The 19,069-nt window shown below is 72.6% G+C and carries 19 protein-coding genes; 10 read left to right on the top strand and 9 right to left on the bottom strand.

Going from position 1 to position 19,069, the window contains the following annotated elements; all coding sequences use genetic code 11:
• Positions 1-10 precede the first annotated feature (10 nt).
• Positions 11-583, top strand: coding sequence for a TetR/AcrR family transcriptional regulator (locus tag ABD944_RS09085; RefSeq protein ID WP_345174296.1), 573 nt, complete (start codon positions 11-13; stop codon positions 581-583).
• Here ABD944_RS09085 and secA2 read toward each other — a convergent pair.
• A complete protein-coding gene (gene secA2, locus ABD944_RS09080; RefSeq protein ID WP_345174294.1) occupies positions 564-2,897 on the bottom strand; it encodes an accessory Sec system translocase SecA2 in 2,334 nt (777 codons plus the stop codon). The two genes, ABD944_RS09085 and secA2, sit on opposite strands and share 20 nt — an antisense overlap.
• 235 nt (positions 2,898-3,132) lie before the next feature.
• Here secA2 and ABD944_RS09075 point away from each other — a divergent pair, with 235 nt between their 5' ends.
• Positions 3,133-3,267, top strand: coding sequence for a hypothetical protein (locus ABD944_RS09075; protein WP_258938661.1), 135 nt, complete (start codon positions 3,133-3,135; stop codon positions 3,265-3,267).
• A 79-nt stretch (positions 3,268-3,346) separates the two neighbouring features.
• Here ABD944_RS09075 and ABD944_RS09070 read toward each other — a convergent pair whose 3' ends face one another.
• Entirely contained in the window at positions 3,347-4,570 is a 1,224-nt protein-coding gene (locus ABD944_RS09070; RefSeq protein ID WP_345174292.1) for an ROK family transcriptional regulator, read from the bottom strand.
• 253 nt (positions 4,571-4,823) lie between these two features.
• On the opposite strand from ABD944_RS09070, the gene ABD944_RS09065 reads away from it, so the two are divergent.
• The 7 genes from ABD944_RS09065 (at position 4,824) to ABD944_RS09035 (ending at position 12,153) form a co-directional block, all read left to right on the top strand.
• On the top strand, positions 4,824-6,095 hold the full coding sequence (locus ABD944_RS09065; RefSeq protein WP_345174291.1) for an extracellular solute-binding protein: 1,272 nt from the start codon (positions 4,824-4,826) through the stop codon (positions 6,093-6,095).
• A 22-nt stretch (positions 6,096-6,117) separates the two neighbouring features.
• Complete coding sequence (locus ABD944_RS09060) at positions 6,118-7,089, top strand: carbohydrate ABC transporter permease (RefSeq protein ID WP_345174288.1); 972 nt, start codon at positions 6,118-6,120, stop codon at positions 7,087-7,089.
• Positions 7,086-7,925 carry a carbohydrate ABC transporter permease gene (locus ABD944_RS09055; protein ID WP_345174285.1) on the top strand — a complete coding sequence of 280 codons (840 nt, stop codon included), beginning with the start codon at positions 7,086-7,088 and terminating at the stop codon, positions 7,923-7,925. The genes ABD944_RS09060 and ABD944_RS09055 overlap by 4 nt, the downstream gene beginning before the upstream one ends.
• Entirely contained in the window at positions 7,922-9,379 is a 1,458-nt protein-coding gene (locus ABD944_RS09050) for a glycoside hydrolase family 3 protein (RefSeq protein WP_345174283.1), read from the top strand. Before ABD944_RS09055 ends, ABD944_RS09050 begins: the two co-directional genes overlap by 4 nt.
• Before the next feature lie 509 nt (positions 9,380-9,888).
• A complete protein-coding gene (locus tag ABD944_RS09045; RefSeq protein ID WP_345174280.1) occupies positions 9,889-10,353 on the top strand; it encodes an RrF2 family transcriptional regulator in 465 nt (154 codons plus the stop codon).
• A 1-nt stretch (position 10,354) separates the two neighbouring features.
• Positions 10,355-11,146, top strand: a complete 792-nt coding sequence (locus ABD944_RS09040) for a DNA-formamidopyrimidine glycosylase family protein (RefSeq protein WP_345174278.1) — start codon at positions 10,355-10,357, stop codon at positions 11,144-11,146.
• A gap of 128 nt (positions 11,147-11,274) precedes the next feature.
• Positions 11,275-12,153 (top strand): LysR family transcriptional regulator, encoded by an 879-nt coding sequence (locus ABD944_RS09035; protein WP_345174276.1) that lies wholly within the window; start codon positions 11,275-11,277, stop codon positions 12,151-12,153.
• On the opposite strand, the gene ABD944_RS09030 is transcribed toward ABD944_RS09035, so the two are convergent.
• The 5 genes from ABD944_RS09030 to ABD944_RS09010 form a co-directional block, all read right to left on the bottom strand.
• Entirely contained in the window at positions 12,154-12,654 is a 501-nt protein-coding gene (locus tag ABD944_RS09030; protein ID WP_345174274.1) for a hypothetical protein, read from the bottom strand.
• Between the two features lie 93 nt (positions 12,655-12,747).
• Positions 12,748-13,215: a Dps family protein gene (locus tag ABD944_RS09025; RefSeq protein WP_345174272.1), complete on the bottom strand. Its 468-nt coding sequence runs from the start codon at positions 13,213-13,215 to the stop codon at positions 12,748-12,750.
• 130 nt (positions 13,216-13,345) lie between these two features.
• Positions 13,346-13,699: a helix-turn-helix domain-containing protein gene (locus ABD944_RS09020; RefSeq protein ID WP_089313015.1), complete on the bottom strand. Its 354-nt coding sequence runs from the start codon at positions 13,697-13,699 to the stop codon at positions 13,346-13,348.
• 111 nt (positions 13,700-13,810) lie between these two features.
• Positions 13,811-15,106, bottom strand: a complete 1,296-nt coding sequence (locus ABD944_RS09015) for a CinA family nicotinamide mononucleotide deamidase-related protein (protein WP_345174270.1) — start codon at positions 15,104-15,106, stop codon at positions 13,811-13,813.
• Between the two features lie 456 nt (positions 15,107-15,562).
• Positions 15,563-16,075, bottom strand: a complete 513-nt coding sequence (locus tag ABD944_RS09010; protein ID WP_345174268.1) for a DUF1990 domain-containing protein — start codon at positions 16,073-16,075, stop codon at positions 15,563-15,565.
• Between the two features lie 86 nt (positions 16,076-16,161).
• Between ABD944_RS09010 and ABD944_RS09005 the strand changes: the two genes are divergently transcribed.
• On the top strand, positions 16,162-16,947 hold the full coding sequence (locus ABD944_RS09005; RefSeq protein WP_345174266.1) for an MOSC domain-containing protein: 786 nt from the start codon (positions 16,162-16,164) through the stop codon (positions 16,945-16,947).
• Between the two features lie 21 nt (positions 16,948-16,968).
• Here ABD944_RS09005 and pgsA read toward each other — a convergent pair whose 3' ends face one another.
• Together pgsA and rimO are read right to left on the bottom strand one after the other, a co-directional pair.
• The gene (pgsA, locus tag ABD944_RS09000) at positions 16,969-17,562 is read right to left on the bottom strand and encodes a CDP-diacylglycerol--glycerol-3-phosphate 3-phosphatidyltransferase (protein WP_345174265.1); all 594 of its coding nucleotides are present in this window, start codon (positions 17,560-17,562) and stop codon (positions 16,969-16,971) included.
• On the bottom strand, positions 17,559-18,995 hold the full coding sequence (gene rimO / locus ABD944_RS08995; protein ID WP_345174263.1) for a 30S ribosomal protein S12 methylthiotransferase RimO: 1,437 nt from the start codon (positions 18,993-18,995) through the stop codon (positions 17,559-17,561). The genes pgsA and rimO overlap by 4 nt, the downstream gene beginning before the upstream one ends.
• Positions 18,996-19,069 lie beyond the last annotated feature (74 nt).

The following is a 19,069-nucleotide window of genomic DNA, read 5'->3' as shown; positions in this document are numbered from 1 at the left end:
AGGAGCCGAGATGCCCGCGCACGACCGGCCGCTCACCCCCGCCGCCCGGCGGGTCCTCCAGGCCGCGAGCGAGCTGTTCTACGAGCGCGGCATCGGCTCGGTCGGCATGGAGCTGATCGCCGCCGAGGCGGGCGTCACGAAGAAGACCGTCTACGACCGGTTCGGCTCGAAGGACGCGCTGATCCTGGCCTACCTGCGGGCCCGCGACGAGCGGTGGCGCGCCTTCACGACCGGCCGGATCGCCGAGGCCGGCGGCGCCCGCGAGCGGGTGCTCGCCACCTTCGACGCCCTCGGCGAGTGGATGGCCGCCGAGTGCGGGCGCGGATGCTCGATGGTGAACGCCTGCGCCGAGCTGCCCGACCCGTCCCACCCGGTCCACGGGGCGGCCGCCGAGCAGAAGGCGTGGGTGCGCGCCCTCTACGCCGGCCTGGTGGGCGACGGCGTGCTGGCCGACCAGCTGCTCATCCTGCACGAGGGCGCGATCGTGGCCTTCAGCGTGGCCGGCGTCCGCGACGCGGCGGCCCTCGCCCGCGCCGCCGCCGAGGCGATCGTGCCCCGGGAGCTCAGCGCCGCCGCCCCCTGAACATGTTGATCAGCCCGCGCAGGGCCCGCTCGTCCAGGGACCCGAACGGGTTGTCGTGGACGAGGTAGGTCCAGGTCGCCGACGGCCGCTTCAGCCCCGCGGAGTCGAGGTCGACGCCGTCCTCGGAGGCGGTGAGGGCCTCGAAGGCGGCCACGGACCGCTTCCGCGCGTCGGACAGGAGCCGCTTGCCCGCCGGGACGGCCTCCCGGTTGAACTCGACCAGCGGGTCCAGGCCGCGGCCGAGCGACCGCAGGTGGATGCCCTCGCGCAGGTCGGCGAGGAAAGCCAGGTGCTCGGCCCAGCAGCGGTCCAGCTGGTACAGGACGATCTGCCGCGCGGCGCCGGCCACCGCCTCCGCGCCCGCGATCGCGGTGAGCTCGGCGTGCCGGTCAGGGGTGTCGGCCGCCATGGCCTTGTCGGCGGCGTCGCCGTGCAGGACGGCGTCGCGCTCGGCGAGCACCTCCCGCCGCTGGAGCCCGATCAGGTGGTTGTACCGCCACGTGTTGCGGTGCAGCTCCAGGTCGACGCCCTCCGCGACGCGCTGGGCGTGGCCGACGATCCAGTGCGCGCCCTTGTCGGTGATGAGCCCGTCGTCTCCGGCGGGCGCCTTCGACTCCTCGTCCGGCGCGTAGCGGGTGACGAGGTCGTCCTGGAGGCTGGTGAAGAACACCGAGCCGCCGGGGTCGCCCTGCCGTCCGGCCCGGCCCCTGAGCTGGTCGTCCAGGCGGCTGCTGTGGTAGCGGCCCGTCCCGATGACCAGCAGGCCGCCGGCGCGCGCGACCCGGTCGTGGTCGGCGCCGTCCCGCTCGGCCGGGGCCGTGCCCGGGGCGGACGGCGAGGGGCTGCCGCCCAGCCGGATGTCGGTGCCCCGGCCGGCCATCTGGGTGGAGACGGTGATCGCGCCGTACGCGCCCGCCTCCGCGATGATCGCGGCCTCCTCGGCGTCGTTCTTGGCGTTGAGGACGACCCGGTCGAGCCCGGCGCGGGCCAGCCGGCGGGCCAGCCGCTCGGACTCGGCGACGTCGCCCGTCCCGACCAGCACCGGACGCCCCTCGGCGTGCGCGGCGGCGATCTCCTCGACGATCGCGACCTCCTTGTCGGCGGCGGTCGCGTAGAGGCGGTCCGGCTCGTCCTCGCGGACGCACGGCCGGTTCGGCGGGACGACCGCGATCGGCAGCGAGTAGAACTCGGTCAGCTGCCCGGCGACGGCCATCGCGGTGCCCGTCATGCCGCACCGGACGGGATAGCGCCCGATCAGCTCCTGCACGGTGATCGAGTCGAGGATCTCCCCGCTCGGGGAGGCGTCCAGGGCCTCCTTCGCCTCGACCGCCGCCTGCAGGCCGTCCGGCCAGCGCTGCAGCAGGGCGACCCGGCCCCGCGACTCGCTGACCAGCTTCACCGCGCCGTCGCGGACGATGTAGTCCACGTCGCGGTGCAGCAGGACCTCCGCGTGCAGCGCCACGTTCACCGCGGTGAGCGCGGCGAGGTTCTCCGGCGCGTAGAGGTCGAGCCCGAGGGCGCGCTCCACCTCGCGCGCCCCGGCCGCCGTGAGCTGGACGTTGCGCGCCTCGTCGTCGGTGGCGTAGTGCAGCCCGGGGCGCAGCCGCCGGACCAGGTCGGCGTGCCGCGGATCGGCGGCGTCGAGGTCGGCGGCGCCCGCGAGCACGAGCGGCACCATGGCCTCGTCCACCAGCACCGAGTCGGCCTCGTCGATCAGCGCGACGGACGGCTCGGGCAGCACGAGGTCGGCGGCGCCGGTGGCGAGCCGGTCCCGGAGCAGGTCGAACCCGACCTCGCTGACCGGCGCGTACGTCACGTCCGCCCGGTAGGCCTCGCGCCGCTCGGCGGGGGTGGACGACTGGCCGACCCAGGCGACGGTGACGCCCAGCATCGTGTAGAGCGGGCCCATCCACTCGGCGTCGCGCCGCGCCAGGTAGTCGTTGACCGACATCACGTGGACCCGGTGGCCGCGCAGCGCGTGCCCGGCCGCCGCCAGGGCGCCCGCCAGGGTCTTGCCCTCGCCGGTGGCCATCTCGGCGACGTGCCCCGACAGCATCGCGAGCGTTCCGAGCAGTTGCACGTCGAAGGGCCGCTCCCCCAGGGTCCGCCGGGCGGCCTCCCGGCCGAGGGCGCACAGCTCCGCGAGGTCCTCCTTCCGGCGGAGGGCGGACGCGGCGGCGGTCAGCTCCGCGTCCGGCAGCTCCCGGACGCGGGACTCGCGCGCCGCCGCCTCGTCCACCAGGGCGCGCAGCGGCGCGAGATCGACGCTTCCCGGCTTCTGGACGAGGCGCCGCAGACGGTCACGCAGCGCCATGAAGTCCCCTCGGTTCGTCGCTCACGGTTCCCCCAACGGGCGGGTAGAAGTCGGCGTTCCCCATGATCTCAGCGCGCCGGGCCCGCGACTGTCCAGGGCGGGCCTCCGCTGTTGGTCTGACCTCGAAGTCATTCCTCGGGCGGATACCCCCCGGCCCTTCCGTTTGAGAGCATGGCCGCATCACGGGGTTTGCGGTGGCCCAGGGGAAAGCGCCACCGCGGAACGGGGTTTCGGCATGACACCTACGGCACGCAAGGCCGCCGCTCTCCGGCGCAAGCGTCAGATCATCAGCCAGACCGTCATCGACCGCGCGCTGAACGACCCTCGGCGTCATCCGGAGGTCGCCGTCGCGGCGGCGTCCGCCAAGTAGGGGAACGGTCCACCGCGCGATCGGGAAGCGCCCGCGCCCGGCGGGCGCGGGCGCTTCCCGCTTGCGCCGACGCGCCTTCCTACGATGCCCCCGCGGCCGAGAAGACGTCGTCGCGGGCCTGCTCCAGCGCCGCGTGCAGGGCGCCTCGCAGGACGGGGTTGCCCTTCACGCCGGTGACGGCGACGGCGGGGCGGGTCGGGCTGATCCGGCCGACGATCGACTCGATGCGGGTGGCCAGCGGCCGCCCCCCGGCCCGGCCGAGGCTGCCCGACAGCACCATGAGCCCCGGGTCCAGGACGATGTTGACCGAGGTCACGCCATAGGAGATGCGGTCGGCGAGCTCGTCGAGGAACGGCCCGCCGCGGTCCTCGTCGGCGGCGGCCGCGCGGACGCAGTCCACGGCGGTCGGCTCGGCGATGCCGTGCTGGTGGGCGAGGGCTCGGACAGCGTCGGCGCCCACCAGGGCCCCGTAGCCGCCGGCAAGGGTCGGGATCCCCCAGGTCGTCGACTCGGTGACCCCCTCGTCCTGCGTGGCGCGCCGGGCGGCTCCGACCGGCAGCGGCGCCCCGGGTACGGGAAGGTAGCCGATCTCCCCCGCGCCGCCCCACCGGCCGCGGTGCAGCCGTCCGCCCAGCATCACCGACAGGCCCATGCCGCGGTCGAGCCACATGAGCGCGAAGTCGTCGGCGTCGCGGGCGGCCCCGTAGGCCCGCTCGGCGATCGCGGCGAGGTTCACGTCGTTCTCGATGGTCACGGGCCGGCGCAGGTCGGTGCGCAGCGCGGCGAGGACGCCCTCGTGCCAGGCGGGCAGGTCGAAGGAGAACTGGACGTCGCCGGAGCGCGGGTCGACGACGCCGGGCGTCCCGATGACGAACGCGCTCAGCTTCGACACCGCGACCTTGGCCGAGCGGCACGCCTTGACGACGGCGCTGTGCACCATCTTGACGGGGTCGTCGGCGCCGTTGGGGTCCACGGTCACCTGGGCGACGATGTGGCCGGTGATGTCGGCGACGCCGGCCGTCACCCCGTCGGGCCCGACCTCCAGGCCCGCGACGTACGCGCTGGACGGGACGACCGCATAGAGTGCGGCGTTGGGGCCCCGCCCCCCGGCCTGCTCCCCCACCACCGAGACGAGCCCGCGCTCCTCCAGCCGTGACAGCAGCTGGGACGCGGTCACCTTCGACAGCCCGGTGTGCTCGCCGATCTGCGCGCGGGTGAGCGGGCCCTGCTCGACGAGCAGGTCCAGCGCCGCGCGGTCGTTCAGCTCACGCAGCAGCCTCGGCGTTCCCGGGCGTCTTGCCATTGCGACCCCTGATGTCTCAATCCGCTAACGAGCAGTTTTGTTTAGGAAAGTTTCTTGTTAGTTTACGCCCAAGCGCCGACCGGCACGGTACCCCGGGTCGGGGGCGCTCGCAGAGCGCGGACTGGCGAGCAGGGCGCCCGCGAGCGATGCGAACGCGAGAGGGGCATGGCTGGGACCCTAAAGGGTCCGCGCCGTCTCCACTCGCACCGCAGGCCACAAGGCCGCGCGAGGCGATGCCGGAAAGGAACCCCCAGTGAAGTACATCAAGGTTGCGGCCGTGACGGCCGCGATCGCCCTGGCCGCCACGGCCTGCGGCGGCGACGGCAAGGACGGCGACGCGGGCGACGGCAAGGACCCGGCGCAGCTCAAGGTCTGGATGATGGGCGACGGCACGCCCGAGCAGACCAAGATCCTCGACGGCGTCGAGGCCGAGTTCAAGAAGAAGCACCCGAACACCGACGTCCAGGTCAAGTACGTGCCGTGGCCGCAGGTCGCCACCACCTTCCAGAAGGCGGCGGCCGGCGGCGAGGGCCCCGACGTCACCGAGCTCGGCAACACCGACGTCCAGTCCCACATCGAGCAGGGCAGCCTCGCCGACATCACCGACGAGTTCAAGGGCTGGGCCGACGGCAAGACGCTGAACAAGACCGCGCTCGGCAACGACACCGCGGACGGCAAGACCTACGCGGTGCCGTGGTACGGCGGCGTCCGCGGCGTCTGGTACCGGACGGACTGGTTCCAGGAGCTCGGCATCCAGCCGCCGAAGACGTGGGCGGACCTCACCGCCGCCGCGAAGAAGGTGCAGGAGGCCAAGAAGGTCCCCGGCATCGGCATCCCGAGCGACCAGACCAACGCGCTGCTCAGCTTCGTGTGGGGCAACGGCGGCGAGGTCGCCGTCGACGACGGCAAGGGCGGCTTCAAGGGCCAGCTCGACCAGCCGCAGGCGGTCGAGGCGGTCAAGTACTACGCCGGGCTCGTCACCACCGAGAAGGTCGCGCCCGCCAAGTACGTCGGCAAGAACGAGCTGGAGGGCCCGCAGCGCGACTTCGCGCTCGGCAAGCTCGGCATGTACGTCGACGGCAGCTGGGCGCTCAAGGAGATGAAGAAGATCTCCGAGAAGAACGCCGACAAGTGGGGCGTCTTCCCGATCCCGAGCAAGACCGGCGGCAACGCCCCGGTCATGGCGGGCGGCTCCGACCTCGCGGTCTGGAAGGACAGCAAGGCCAAGAGCGCGGCCTTCGACTACATCACGCTGCTGAACGACGCCAAGAACGCCAAGATCTGGGCCGACTACAGCGGCTTCTCCTCCATGCGGTCGGACGTGAAGTTCTCCGACCCCAAGCTGGAGGTCTTCACCTCGATCGCCGGCAACACCAAGTTCCCGCCGATCAGCGCCGGCTGGGGCGAGTTCGAGCAGGCCAAGAAGGTGCTGCCGAACGCCGTCAAGGCGATCATGCAGGGCAAGTCCGCCGAGGAGGAGATGAAGAAGGCGAACGAGCAGGCCAACACGCTGCTGAACCCGTAGTACCCGGCTGATCGGAACGTCCATGCTCGACACCGCTCCCGCGGTGCGGAGAGCGCCCGGCCGGAGAACGTCCGGCCGGGCGCGCCCCCGCCGCAGGCCCCGCTTCGGGCCCTACCTGCTGATCGCGCCCACCGTGCTCGTGATCGCCGTCCTGATGTTCTGGCCCATGATCCAGATCGGGGTCATGTCGTTCCAGAAGGTCGGCAACCGCCAGCTGCGCGGCGAGCCGGCCGAGACGGTGGGGACCGAGAACTTCGACAAGATCTTCAACGACCCGTTCTTCTGGCAGACCCTGCGGCACACCGTGCTGTTCGCCGTCGTCGCGGTGTCCCTGACCCTGGTCGTCGGGACGCTGGTGGGGCTGCTGCTCAACAAGCTCGGCAAGCGGATGTCGAGCTTCGTCGCCGGCGGCGTCATGGTCGCCTGGGCGACCCCGCCGGTCACCGCCGCGATCATCTTCAGCTGGCTGTTCGGCACCACCGGCGGCCTGGTCAACTGGTGCCTGGACCTGCTGCCGAACTTCCTGGTCGGCGGCGGCTGGAGCGACTACAACTGGTTCGCCACGCCGCTGTCCACCTACACCGTCCTCACCGTGTGCGTCGTCTGGCAGGCGTGCCCGTTCGTCGCGGTGTCCGTGCTGGCCGGGCTGAAGAGCGTCCCGGGCGAGCTGTACGAGGCGGCCCGCGTCGACGGCTCCGGACCGTGGCGGACGTTCTGGAGCCTCACCTACCCGATGCTCAAGCCGATCTTCCTCGTGCTGGTCGTCATGTCGATCATCTGGGACTTCAAGGTCTTCACGCAGCTGTTCATCATGGCCGGGATGGCCAACCGCGACGCGTTCAACCTGTCGCTGTACGGCTACTCCGAGGCGTTCGGCTCGCTGAATCCGAAACTCGGCATGGGCTCGGCGATCGCGCTCGTGCTCACGCTCATCCTGCTCGTCGTCACCGCCCTCTACGTGCGGGTCATGGTCCGTCAGGGGGAGACCCGATGAGGCGCCTGCCGCGCAAGCTGCTGCTGAACGGGACGGGCCTGCTGGTCTTCGCGATCGCGGTGTTCCCCGTCTTCTGGATGGCCTCCACCGCGTTCAAGCCCAACACCGAGATCTTCAGCACGACGCCGAAGCCGCTGCCGTCCCATCCGACGCTGGAGCACTTCGACCTGGTGCTGAACGGCGGCATCGCCGAGGTCTCCTTCTGGGAGTACTTCCGCAACAGCGCGATCCTGGCGCTCGTCACCGTCCTGGTGTCGGGGCTGCTCTCGCTGATGGCCGCGATCGCCGTCGCCCGCTTCCGGTTCCGCTTCCGCACCACCTTCCTGATCATGCTGCTGGTGGTGCAGATGGTGCCGTGCGAGGCGCTGGTCATCCCCCTGTTCCTGGACCTGAAGCAGCTGGACCTGCTGAACAGCCTGGCCGGCCTCGTCATCGTCTACATCGGGTTCGCCGTCCCGTTCGCGATCTGGATGCTGCGCGGCTTCGTCGCCGCGGTGCCCCGCGAACTGGAGGAGGCCGCCGCCATCGACGGCGCGGGCCCCGTCCGGACGTTCCTGCGCGTCATGCTCCCGCTCGTCGCGCCCGGCCTGGTGGCGACCAGCATCTTCTCCTTCATCACCGCCTGGAACGAGTTCATCTTCGCGTTCACGTTCCTGGACGACCAGACCAAGTACACCCTGCCGATCATGCTGCAGTTCTTCTTCGGCCGCAGCGGCAACGCCTGGGGGCCCATCATGGCAGCGTCCACGCTGCTCACCATTCCCGTCATCGCCTTCTTCCTGATCGTCCAGCGCCGCATGGTGTCCGGGCTCACCGCCGGGGCGGTGAAGGGGTGACGACCGACGACATCGCGACCACGGCCGAGATCGCCCGGCTCGCCCGCGGCACGCTGCTCCCGTCCTTCCCCGGCGCGACCGCGCCCCACTGGGTCCTGGACGAGCTGGAGGCCGGCCTCGGCGGCGTCACGCTCTTCGCGCTCACCGGCAACGTCCCGAGCCCGGAGGCGCTGGCCGCGCTCACCGCGCAGATGCGCAAGGCCGGCGACCCCTTCATCACGATCGACGAGGAGGGCGGCGACGTCACCCGCCTCGGCGGCCACACGACCGGCAGCCCCTACCCGGGCAACGCCGCGCTCGGCGCCGTCGACGACCCCGAACTGACCCGCCGCATCTACCGGTCGCTCGGCGCCGAACTGGCCGAGGTCGGCGTCAACTTCAACTTCGCGCCGTCGGTCGACGTCAACACCGCCGACGACAACCCCGTCATCGGCACCCGCTCGTTCGGCTCGGACCCCGCGCTGGTCGCGCGGCACGCCGCCGCCGCCGTCACCGGCACGCAGGAGGCGGGCGTCGCCGCCTGCGCCAAGCACTTCCCCGGCCACGGCGCGACCGTGGACGACTCCCACCTCGGGATCCCGCTCGTCGACGCCGACCTGGACCTGCTGGACCGCCGCGAGCTGGTCCCGTTCCGGGCGGCGATCGCGGCCGGCACCCGCGCGGTGATGACCGGGCACCTCAACCTGCCCGCCATCACCCACGGGGCGCCGGCCACCCTCTCCCCGGAGGCGATCACCGGCCTGCTCCGCGAGCGGCTCGGCTACCAGGGCGTGATCGTCACCGACGCGCTCGACATGCAGGGCGCCAGCGGCGCCATCGGCATCCCGGAGGCGTCCGTGCGGGCCCTCATCGCGGGCGCCGACCTGCTGTGCCTCGGCCCCCGCGAGCACGCCGAGACCGTCGAGGCCACCCTCGCCGCGATCGACGAGGCCGTCCGCGCCGGGCGCCTCCCCCTGGCCAGGCTGGCCGACGCGGCCGAGCGCACCCGCCTGCTCAGGGAATGGCTCGCCGGGCACAGCCCCGCCGCCGTCGACCGGCCCGCCGGCCTGGAGGCCGCCCGCCGCGCCGTCCGCGTCACGGGCGCGCTGCCCGGCTGGACCGCGGCGCCCCTGGTCGTCGAGACCGAGTCGACGGGCAACATCGCGGTCGGCCCGACGCCCTGGGGCCTGCGCCCGTGGGCGCCCGACGCCGTCCAGGCCGACGGCGCGGACGGGACGGCGGAACGTGTCTTGGACCGTGCCAAGGGGCGCGGTCTCGTCATCGTCCTCCGCGACGCCCACCGGCACGCCGCCCAGCGCGCCCTCACCACCGCCCTCCTCACCGCCCGCCCCGACACCGTCGTCGTCGAGATGGGCCTCCCCGTCTGGCGCCCCCGCTCCGCCGTCTACATGGCCACCTACGGCGCCGCCGCCGCCAACGCCCAAGCAGCCGCCGAACTACTGGGACTGTGTTGATTGCCTTTTTCTCCTCCTTCGGGCCTTGACGGCCCTCCATCGTCGAAAAAAGCGGGCGATCGCTGGCATCGCTCCGACTCGCCTTGGCGGCTCGCTGCGCGATCAGGTTCTCGCTTCGCTCGAACCTGCCTTCGGACGCGATCGCTGTACCTATGGCAGTGCTCTCCTCCTTCGGGCCCGGAAGCCCTCCATCGTCGAGAACTGCGGGCGATCGCTGCATCGCTCCGACTCGCCTTGCGGCTCGCTGCGCGATCAGGTTCTCGCTTCGCTCGAACTTGCCTTCGGACGCGATCGCAACCATTGAGGTTGTTGCGTGGTTGCGGTGGTGGTTGAGGTTGGTGCAGTTGGGGGTGCTGGGGCGCGCGGGGGGTGTGGGGTGACCGCGTGGCCTTCTAGACCACGGCGCATCGCCGGACAAGAGCCCGGTTCCGGCGGTGCGCCGTGCTTCGGGGTTGGCGGGAGGGGCGCCGGGAACCGAAGTGGTCCTATCGGCAAGGGATAATGCGAATATGCGATTGTCCGCCCGGGTCGACTACGCGCTACGCGCCTCCGCCGAGCTGGCGGTCGCCGGGAGCCATCCGGTGACCGCGGTCCAGCTCGCCGAGGCCCAGCAGATACCGCCCAAATTCCTGGAGAACATCCTCGGCCAGCTGCGGCGGTCCGGGCTCGTGCGAAGCCAGCGGGGGCCCGAGGGCGGCTACTGGCTGGCGCGTCCGGCCGAGCGGATCTCGATGGCCGACATCATCCGCGCCATCGACGGGCCGCTGCTCGGCGTGCGGGGCGAGCGGCCCGAGCACGTGGGGTACGAGGGGCCCGCGCGGTCCCTGCAGGAGGTGTGGATCGCGCTGCGCGCCAGCGAGCGGTCGATCCTGGAGCAGGTCACGCTCGCGCACATCGCCGCCGGCGAGCTCCCGCCGTCCGTCCAGAAACTGACCGAGGACCCGTCCGCCTGGGAAAGCCCCTCGCTGATCTGACATGCCCGAGGGCGACGTCGTCTGGCTGACCGCCCGGCGCCTGCGCGAGGCGCTGAAGGGGCGGGTGCTGACGCGCTCGGACTTCCGTGTGCCGAGGTACGCGACGGTCGACCTGCGCGGACGGACCGTCCTGGACGCGGTCTCGCGCGGCAAGCATCTCCTGGTGCGGGTGGAAGGCGGGCTGACCGTCCACACCCACCTGAAGATGGAGGGGCGCTGGCAGATCCGCAGGGCCGGGCCTCCGCCGCGCGACCACCGGGTGCGGCTCGTGCTGGCGAACGCGGAGTGGCAGGCGGTCGGGTACTCGCTGGGGGTGGTCGAGTTGCTGCGCACCGACGATGAGGCCGCGGCGGTCGGGCACCTCGGGCCGGACCTCCTCGATCCGGCGTGGGGGCCGGAGCTGGCGGCCGAGTCCGTCGCGCGGCTGGCGGAGGAGCCGGAGCGGGCGATCGGGGAGGCGCTGCTCGACCAGACGAGGGTCGCGGGAATCGGCAACGTCTACAAGGCCGAGGTTCTGTTCCTGCGGGGCGTGAACCCGTGGACCGCCGTGCGGAACGTTCCCGACATCCTGGGGCTTGTGCAGCTCTCTCACCGCCTTCTGGAGGCCAACAAGGAGCGGCACGGCCACATCACGACCGGTGAGCTGGGGCGCGGCCGGGAGCACTGGGTGTACGGGCGCGCCGGACGTCCGTGCCGCAGGTGCGGAACGCGGATCGAGCGGGCGGAGCAGGATGAGCGGGCGACCTTCTGGTGCCCGCACTGCCAGCCGGTCGGCGCCCGCCCTGCCCCCTGAGAGCCCAGGGCGGGTCGCCGCCTTTCCGGGTCGCCGGATCCTGCGCCCTTGCGCAGAGCCTGCGCCGGTCCGTGTTCCAAGTCAATTCTCGGGTTTTGTTGGACTTCTCCAAGGTCTAGCTTGGATGGGTGACTTTGGACGATCTCCGTGTGTTCGTAGCGGTCTGTGCGGCGGGGAACCTGAGCGCGGTGGCGCGGGAGCTGTCGTGCAGCCAGTCGGCCGTCAGTCAGCACGTCAAGCGGCTCGAACGCGAGACCGGGCTCGTGCTGCTGGAGCGGCGGCCGCGCGGGGTGGCTCCGACCCGCGCGGGACGCGTCCTTCACGAGGCGGCGCGGGAGGGGATCGCCGGGCTGGACGCCGCGCTGCGCCAGCTCGACGATCTTCGGCGGGGGGTGGGGGGCACCGTCCGGGTCGCGACCGGGGCCACGACCGTGCGGCATTTCATGGCGGCGGGGGTGGCGGAGTTCCGGGACCGGCACCCCGACGCGGCGCTCCAGTTCGAGACCGCCGGGTCGAGCCGCCGGTGTCTGGAGGCGGTCCGGTCGCACACGGCGGATCTGGCGTGGGTGACGATCGGGCCGGCGCTGGAGGGCGTCGAGCAGCGGGCGTCGTGCGAGCTGCCGTGGGTGCTCGCCGTGCACGCGGACGACCCGCTCGCCTCGCGGGCGTCCGTGGCGCTGGGCGAACTGGCCGCGATCCGCTACATCGAACTGCCCGCGCACTCGACGTCCCGCGTCCATCTGGAGATGCATCTGGAACGCCACGGAGTGCGGCTCGCGTCCACCACGAGCGTCGCCGACTGGGACACCGCGCTCCTGCTGGCCGAACTGGACCTCGGCCAGGCGATCCTGCCCGCACTGCCCGGATGGGGAGCGGGGCCGGGAGACGTCCGGCTGGTTCCGATCCCGGAGCTGCCGCCGCTCACCGCCGGATGGGCGGCGCGCCGCTGGGACGCCCTGAGCCCGCTCGCCGTCGAGTTCGCCGAGACCGTCCTGGCGCATCTCTGATCAGCGGACGGTCACCCGCCCGTTCGCCACGGTCAGCACCACCTGCGGGGGGCCTTCGCCGCAGTGGGGTCCGTTGGGGAACGTGGCTTTCGGTGTGACGTCGAGGCGCTGGGTGAGGGAGGTCCGGCCCTTCGCGTCGCGCAGCTTGAGGGTGATGTCGACGGGCTCCTTGGGGAGGCCGGGGAGCCGCGCGAAGCCCGACTTGCCGCCGTCCGGCGACGCGGAGGCGCCGCAGACGGCGTCGGGGCCGTCGCCGTCGCAGCCGGTCGAGACGGCCTTCGAGGTCGGCGCCAGCTCGATCCGGGGGTCCTGGCACGTCCCGTTCCAGCACGCCCGCAGGGAGGCGGCGGCGACGCGGGAGCCGTCGGGGACGACCAGGTTCACGCCGGCCTCGGATCCGATCATCGTGCAGGGACGGCCCGCGCCGTCGCTTCCGGAGCCGCAGGCGGCCAGCGCGAGCAGGGCGGCGGCGAGCGGCAGGGCTCGGGAGAGTGCGTGCATCCCTCATAATCCGCAGATCGTGGATCAAATCGGGGCGGAACGCAGAAAACCCCGGTCCTCGCCAGGCGGCGGGCCGGGGTCTTCGCCGGTGGGTCAGGTCTGCGCCTGGAACATCCAGTGCTGCTTCTCGAGCTCGGCGGTGATGCTGATGAGCAGGTCCTGCGTCACCGGGTCCGGCTCGTCGGTCGCCTCGATGCGCTCCCGGAACCGCGCGATGATCTGCGCGAGGATGTCGGTGATCGCGGCGACGACCTTGTCGTCGGCGAGGTAGCCGGCCTCCAGCTGCGGGATCGTCGTACGGTCGGCGACCGTGCGCACGCGGCCGTCGGGGTTCGCCCCGATCGCCACGGCGCGCTCGGCGACGTCGTCCTGGCCGCTGCGGGCCAGCGCGACGATCTCGTCGAGGTGCTCGTGGACGACCTTGAAGTTGCGTCCGGTGAGGTTCCAGTGCGCCTGCTTGGCGACCAGAGCGAGATCGATCAGATCGATGAGAGCGCCCTGCAAAGCGTCCCCGGCGGCCTTCAGTGCCGCGTCGTTGAGCGGGCTCTTGACCGACGCCATGAACGGGCTCCTTCCGCATCGTTACGGTTATCCGTTACAACACGGGAAGCTCCCCGGGAATGCCGAGTTCATGCCGTGAGGCCGCGCACACCCGCGACCCCGGGTCGGGGCATGAACTCGCCGGAAACGGTCAGGCGGCGACCATGTCGGCGCGAAGCTCGCCGGTGATCTCCTCCGGGGTCTCCGGAATGCTCTCGGCGGAGATGCGCTCGTGCTCCGGCGCACCCGCCATGACGGGCTCGTGCTGCAGCTCGGCGAGGGCAAGCTGATCCGCGACTTCCCTCAGCACATGCGACAGCGGGACGCCCAGGGCCTTGCAGATAGAGGACAGCAACTCCGAAGAGGCCTCTTTCTGACCCCGCTCGACCTCGGAGAGGTAGCCGAGTGACACCCGCGCTGCCGCGGACACCTCACGGAGGGTGCGTCCCTGGCGCAGCCGCAGCTGCCGCAGTACGTCACCGAGCAGCTGGCGAAGCAGGACCATCGTCTCGCTCCCTCCCTCAGTTCGGACCATCTGCCGGTTCCACCGTACCCGCCTTGGCGGCGGCGGTGGCAGACCGTTGATTTCGTGTTCGCTCGCAACGTAACGCTGTAATCAGCCCCGATCTTCCCGATCTGCCCGAGCCTCTCCGCTCCCGTCGGCGACGTCAAGTCCCAGCAGCCGGCGTCTCAGCAGCTCAAGCGCGTGCACGACGGCCATCCGACGGATCACCGCACGGATCTCCGGCCCCGTCCCGGGCACCGGGAGTTTCGGTCCGACCACCGTCAGCGAGTCTCCAGGTCCGGCCAGGCCGATATAGACCGTTCCCACGGGACGGCCGTCCTGTGGATCGGGGCCGGCGACGCCCGTGACCGCGAGCCCGTACGTCGCCCCGACCGCGTCCCGGACGCCCGCGGCCATCCCGGCGGCCACGTCCGGGTGGACGGCCCCGTGCTCGGCGAGCAGGTCGCCCGGCACGCCGAGCAGCCTCTGCTTCAGGTCGGTCGCATAGGTCACCATGCCGCCCGCGTAGGTGCCGGACGACCCCGGCGTCGCGGTCAGCTCGGCGCCGATGAGGCCGCCGGTCAGCGACTCGGCCGTGGCGACGGTCTCGCCCCGCTCCAGGAGCAGCCGGTGCACGACCAGGCCGAGTGACTCGTCGTCGACCCCGTAGACCGACGGGCCGAGCAGCTCCCGGACGCGCGACTCCACGTCCGCCAGCCGCCCGGCGGCGTCCCGGCCGGCCACGGTGATCCGGATCTTCACCTCGGCGGGGTCGGGCAGGTAGGCGAGCTTCACCCCGTCCATCGCCTCCACCTCGGCCAGGCGGGTCGCGATGACCGACTCCCACAGCCGGGCGGTGCGCAGCGTGCGGCGCGCGACGGACGGCAGCCCGGCGACCTCCGCGAGCTCCGGCAGGACGACCTCGTCCATGATCGTGCGCATCTCGAACGGCACGCCCGGCAGCGCGTAGGCGACCCCGCCGGGCAGCTCGACGCGCAGGCCGGGAGCCGAGCCGGCGGAGTTGGCCAGCAGCCGCGCGCCCTCGGGGACGTCCGCCATGCGCAGCGCCATCGGCTGCAGCTCGCGGCCGGCCCGCGCGACCCGCTCGCGCAGCCGCCGCTCCAGCTCCGGGTCGCGGACCAGGGCGACGCCCGCCGCCTTGGCGAGGGCGTCGCGCGTCACGTCGTCGTAGGTGGGGCCGAGCCCGCCGGTCGTGATGACCGCGTCGGCCCGGTCGAGCGCGGACTCCACCGCCGCGACGATCACGTCGAGCTCGTCGCCGACGACCACGCTGCGTGTGACCTCGACGCCGTGGTCGGCGAGCCGGCGGCCGAGCCACGCGGCGTTCCCGTTGATCGTGTCGCCGAGGAGCAGTTCGTCCCCCACGGTGAGCAGTTCGACCCGCATCGCGTCCCCATCCGTCCCCGCCGCGCGGGATCCGCCGCCTCGCGCGAGCGTCCTCGAATCTACCGTCGCGGGCCCGCGACGGGCCCGGCGGATCGCCGGTTCACCGGAAAAACCGACCGAATGAGGACGCCGCCGGATCCCCGCCTTCACACCCGCCCCACCGGCATAACGCTTTTCCGTCGTCGCGAAAAGAGACGGCCGCGTTTATGTCCGCCGAGCCCGGACCGCGCCGGACGCTGCGCGCGGCCGGGACGCCGCCCGGGACGCGCATCGTCGCAGCACGTCATCGGCCCCGGCCGCCGACAATGGCGAGAAGCGCAGGTCACATTGTGAGTCAAAACTCATTCCGCCGATTCGTGCACGGGGACGCCGGCAGGGATAATCGAATAGCGCGGGGGCGCCCCTAAAGCGGGGCCGCGGGGCCACGACCGGGGTGGGCGTGGTCCCGCGGCCCACCTAATCCCGCGCCAGCCGGCGCAGCACGGTTCCGCAGCGGCGGGCATAGGCCCGCTGGAACACGCGCCCGAGCGGGCCGGCCAGCCTCGCGGCCGCCGTCGCCGGACGGCTGAAGGCCGTGACCGTCAGCCACACGTCGCCCTCGTCGTCCAGGTGCACGACGAACGCCTCCTCCCCCGCCTCCGGGTGGCCCGGGAGCGTGCCGTACGCCCATCCGGCGTAGCGCTCCTCCTCCCGCGTCCACACGATCCGGCAGGGCGCCTTCAGGCGCAGCGGCCCGGCGCCCAGCCCGATCACGACGCTCACCCCGGGTGCGGCGCGCGGCGCCGACGCCTCCACCCGGACCGGCAGCGCCCGGTGCATCCAGAACTCCATGACCGCGTCCGCGGCGTTCCGGAAGGACGCGGGACCCCGCCCGACGAGCGTCCGCTGCCGCATGTGCCGGTACCCGGCCGGGCGTTCGGCGTCACGCGTCGCGCCGACCTCCGGGTAGGTGAAGTCCTGCGCGGTCATGCCCTCGGCCTCCAAGCTGACGTATCCGCGTCAAGTATCGCCCGTACGCCTGGCCGCCCGGCCGGCCGGTCCGTAACGTCCGACGCATGATCGCCGTTGTCGCCGCCCTGAACGTCTTCCCGGTCAAGAGCGCGGGGGCGGTCCCGGCCGCCGAGGCCGAGCTCTCGCCGGACGGGCTGCGCCACGACCGGGAGTTCATGCTCGTCCGTCCTGACGGGCGGCATCTGTCGCAGCGAGAAGTCCCCGAACTGGCGCTGCTCCATCCCGCGTTCGACGGTGTGAAGCTCGTCGTCCACTCCGCGCTCGCACCCGCGCCCCTGATCTGCGTGGCGGTGGAGGGCCCCGCCCGCGACGTCACCGTGCACCGCGGTCCGTGCCGGGGAGTAGACCAGGGCGACGAGGCGGCCGGCTGGTTCTCCGAGACCCTGGGACTCCCCTGCAGGCTCGTCCGCTTCACCGGGACGCGCCCCACCGCGCTCGGCGGCGGCACCCTGACGTACGCCGACGGCTACCCCGTCTCGGTGCTGTCGGAGGAGTCGCTCGACGACCTGAACCGGCGGATGGACGCCCGCCTCCCGATGGCGCGCTTCCGTCCCAACATCGTCCTGCGCGGGCTCGGCCCCTACGGCGAGGACTCCGTCACCCGGCTGCGCGGCGACCAGGTGGACATCGAGCTCGTGAGGCCGTGCGGCCGGTGCGTCATCGTCAACACCGACCAGGACACCGCCCGGCGGTCTCCCGAGCCGCTGCGCGCTCTCGCCCGGTACCGCGCGGAGCGCTTCGACGGCGCCCGCGAGATCATGTTCGGAAGGCTCGGCGTGCCCCGCGCGCTCGGCGCCCTCCGCGTGGGCGACGAGCTCACCGCCTCCTGACGGCTCGCGACGCGCCCTTGCTCAGGAGGTCTCGTCGGACGTGCGGCGCATGCGCCAGGCCTGGACGACGTAGTCGATCCCGGTGACGACCGTGACGACGAGCGCCGCGCCCATCGTGACCCAGCGCAGGTAGTCCAGGGGGCCCGGCAGGATGTAGAAGCCGATGGCGAAGACCTGGAGCGTCGTCTTCAGCTTGCCGCCCTTGCTCGCCGGGATCACGCCGCGGCGGATGACGACGAACCGCATCACCGTGATGCCGATCTCGCGGACGAGGATGGCGGCGGTCACCCACCACCACAGCTCGCCCATCGCCGACAGGCTGATCAGCGCCGCCCCGGTGAGCGCCTTGTCCGCGATCGGGTCGGCGATCTTGCCGAAGTCGGTGACGAGGCCGCGCGCCCGGGCGATGTCGCCGTCGATCTTGTCGGTGATCGAGGCGACCGCGAACACGGCGAAGGCGGCGAACCGCCAGCCGGTGCCGTCCAGGAAGAACAGCCAGACGAAGAGCGGCACCAGCGCGATCCGCAGGAGCGTGAGCGCGTTGGCGATGTTCCACACGCCGGCCTGTGGCGGATCCGGCGTGCCCGCGACCGGCTCGGGCGTGCCGGCGATCACGAGACGTCCGCGACGAGGTCCACCCCGTCGCTGCCCACGACCCGGGCCTCCACGATGTCGCCCAGCGCGAGCCCCTCGCCGCGCACCAGGACCGTCCCGTCCACCTCGGGCGCCTGGTGCTCGGCGCGGCCCTCGAAGCCGCCGTCCCGCGCCCCGTCCCCGGCCTGGTCGGCCTTGTCCTCCAGCAGGACGCGGACCACGGAGCCGACGCGGTCCTCGGCGCGCTGCGCGGTCAGCTCCTCGGCGAGGCCGGACAGCTCCTCCACGCGGGCGGCGACGTCGGCCGGGTCGAGCTTGCCGTCCAGGTTCGCGGCCTCCGTGCCCTCCTCGTCGGAGTAGCCGAACACGCCGACGGCGTCGAGCCGGGCTGCGGACAGGAACTCCACCAGCTCCTCGAAGTCGTCGTCGGTCTCGCCGGGGAAGCCGACGATGAAGTTGGAGCGCACGCCCGCCTCCGGAGCCAGCGCCCGGATCTGGTCCAGCAGCCCGAGGAACCGCTCCCGGTCGCCGAACCGGCGCATGGAGCGCAGCACCGGGCCGCTCGCGTGCTGGAAGGACATGTCGAAGTACGGCGCGACGCCGGGCGTGCCGCAGATCGCCTCGATGAGGCCGGGGCGCGTCTCGGCGGGCTGCAGGTAGCTGACCCGCACCCGCTCGACGCCGTCGACGGCGGCGAGCTCCGGCAGCAGCTTCTCCAGCGCCCGCAGGTCGCCGAGGTCCTTGCCGTAGGACGTGGAGTTCTCGCTGACGAGGACCAGCTCGCGGACGCCGTGGTCGGCGAGCCAGCGCGCCTCCTCCAGCACCTCCGCGGGCGGGCGCGACACGTACGCGCCGCGGAACGCGGGGATCGCGCAGAACGTGCAGCGCCGGTCGCAGCCGGACGCCAGCTTCAGCGGCGCGACCGGGCCGCCGCCAAGGCGCCGCCGCAGCACCCGCGGACCCGACGCCGGGGCCACGCCGTCCGGCAGGTCGTCCTGCCCGCCGTGGCCCGGGACGTGGGAGCCGTGCGCCCGCTGGCGCTCGACCGGGCTGATCGGCAGGAGGGTGCGGCGGTCGCGCGGGGTGTGCGCGTCGCGCCTGCGCCCGGCCATGACGTCGTCGAGGCGCTCGCCGATCGCGGTGTAGTCGTCGAAGCCGATCACCGCGTCGGCCTCGGGCAGCGCCTCGGCCAGCTCGCTGCCGTACCGCTCGGCCATGCACCCCGCGGCGACGACCTTGGCGCCGGAGTCGTGCGCGGCCAGCAGCGTGTCGATGGAGTCCTTCTTGGCCGCCTCGATGAATCCGCAGGTGTTGACGACCACCACGTCGGCGCCGTCCGCGCCGTCCGCCAGGTCCCAGCCCGCGTCCTCGATGCGCGCGGCGAGCTCCTCGGAATCGACCTCGTTGCGGGCGCAGCCGAGCGTGATGAGTGAGACCTTGCGGCGAGTGGACATGCCCCTAAGGTAATGGGCCTCCGCTCCGATGCCGACCATCGGCCCGCGGCATCCTCACGGGGCGTCCCGGCGTG

It is taken from the genome of Actinomadura verrucosospora (assembly GCF_039540335.1).
GTDB lineage: Bacteria > Actinomycetota > Actinomycetes > Streptosporangiales > Streptosporangiaceae > Spirillospora > Spirillospora verrucosospora.
Note: the sequence above shows the minus strand (reverse complement) of the source record. Positions and strands in the feature narration are given on the sequence as shown.